At 69.1% G+C, this 1,620-nt stretch carries 2 protein-coding genes and 2 pseudogenes; all 4 read left to right on the top strand.

The genetic code is table 11. The features are described from left to right. Positions 1 to 184 (top strand): annotated as a pseudogene (locus F6S12_RS31565) (LysR family transcriptional regulator); the annotation flags it as partial. Positions 185 to 222: 38 nt separating this feature from the next. After that, a complete protein-coding gene (gene lexA / locus F6S12_RS31560) occupies positions 223 to 840 on the top strand; it encodes a transcriptional repressor LexA (RefSeq protein ID WP_015636117.1) in 618 nt (205 codons plus the stop codon). Then, a complete protein-coding gene (gene imuA / locus F6S12_RS31555; RefSeq protein ID WP_011061974.1) occupies positions 840 to 1,457 on the top strand; it encodes a translesion DNA synthesis-associated protein ImuA in 618 nt (205 codons plus the stop codon). Before lexA ends, imuA begins: the two co-directional genes overlap by 1 nt. 7 nt (positions 1,458 to 1,464) lie before the next feature. Beyond that, a pseudogene (locus tag F6S12_RS31550) lies at positions 1,465 to 1,620 on the top strand (DNA polymerase Y family protein); the annotation flags it as partial.

Here is a 1,620-nt window from a genome sequence, read left to right as displayed (position 1 = left end):
GAGCGCCGCACCGTACCTGGCCGACGGGCGCCTGGTGCGGGTGATGGCCGACTACGCGATCGACCCGGACAGCTTCGGGCCGCACATCCTCGCGGTGTACCCCAGCCACCGGCGAGCGACCGCCAAGGTGCAGGCATTCATCGACTATGTCAGTGGCTTCCTGGCCAGCCGTGGCCTGGACTGATTGGCGGTTCTTGTCAGATAAATCCGAGAGGAGTACAAATGTACTCCATGACGACTTTATCTCCCCGCCGCACTGCCATCCTGACCTTTATCCGCGAGCGCATCGCCGATCACGGCCAGCCCCCGAGCCTTGCTGAAATCAGCCAGGCGTTCGGTTTCGCCTCGCGCAGCGTGGCGCGCAAGCATGTGCTGGCGCTGACCGAGGCCGGGTTCATCGAGGTCAACCCGCATCAGGCCCGGGGCATTCGCCTGCTCAACCAGCCACGGCGCCCCGAGCTGCTGGAAATCCCGGTGCTGGGGCGGGTGGCCGCCGGTGCGCCGATTGGCGTCGATGCCGACATACACGGCCAGTTGCTGCTGGACCCGGGGATGTTCTCCCGCACTCCGGATTACCTGCTGCGGGTCCAGGGCGATTCGATGATCGACGACGGCATCTTCGACGGTGATCTGGTGGCAGTGCGCCGCAGCAGTGAGGCGCGCAACGGCCAGACCGTGATCGCCCGCCTCGACGGTGAGGTGACCATCAAGCGTTTCGAGCGCAAGGGGCAGGGCATTCGCCTGTTGCCGCGCAACCCGGCCTACCAGCCGATCGAGGTCACGGCCGACCACGAACTGTTTATCGAAGGCGTGTTCTGCGGTCTGGTGAGGCAAGGCTGATGGGCGCCGTGGTCGCACTGGATTCGCTGTTCAATGCCGGGCGGGTGTGGAAAGGCCGCCCGGCCGCCGCGCCTGCCAGCCCGCAGCCCACCGGCCATGCCGCCCTGGATGCGGTGCTGCCCACGGGCGGCTGGCCGGAAGCGGCACTGACCGAAATCCTCATTGCCGCCCAGGGTCTGGGCGAGCTGCAACTGCTGTGGCCGAGCCTGGCGCGGCTGAGCGCGGCGGGGGAGCGCATCGTGCTGGTGGCGCCGCCGTTCGTGCCCTATCCCCAGGCCTGGCAGAACGCCGGGGTGGATGTGCGCCAGTTGTCGATCATCCAGGCCGGGGAGCGTGATGCCCTGTGGGCCGCCGAGCAGTGCCTGCGTTCCGGCAGTTGCGGCGCGGTGCTGTGCTGGCCGCAGCAAGCCGACGATCGCGCCCTGCGGCGCCTGCAGGTGGCGGCGGAAAGCGGCCAGACCCTGGCCTTTGCCTACCGCCCCCTGGAGACGGCGCGCAACCCCTCGCCGGCGGCCTTGCGAATTGCCGTGCAAGGCCGTCCCGGGCAGTTGCGGGTGCTCAAGTGCCGGGGCGGGCTGGCCCATCCGGCGCCTATCGCCTGGCCCGCCGGGCACTGAGGTTGGCATGCGTTGGGTGTGCATCCTGTTCCCGCAATTGGCGCTGGACGCAGTCTTGCGTCAGTGCGCCGAGCCCGAAGCGCCCCTGGCGCTGCTCAGCGGCACCCCGCAGCGCCGGGTGATCCAGGCGGTGAACGCCGCCGCTCGCGAACTGGGCCTGCGC

The sequence above is a fragment of the Pseudomonas sp. JV245A genome (assembly GCF_032424515.1).
In the GTDB taxonomy this organism is placed as follows: domain Bacteria; phylum Pseudomonadota; class Gammaproteobacteria; order Pseudomonadales; family Pseudomonadaceae; genus Aquipseudomonas; species Aquipseudomonas protegens.
This window is presented reverse-complemented; position numbering and strand designations above follow the sequence as displayed.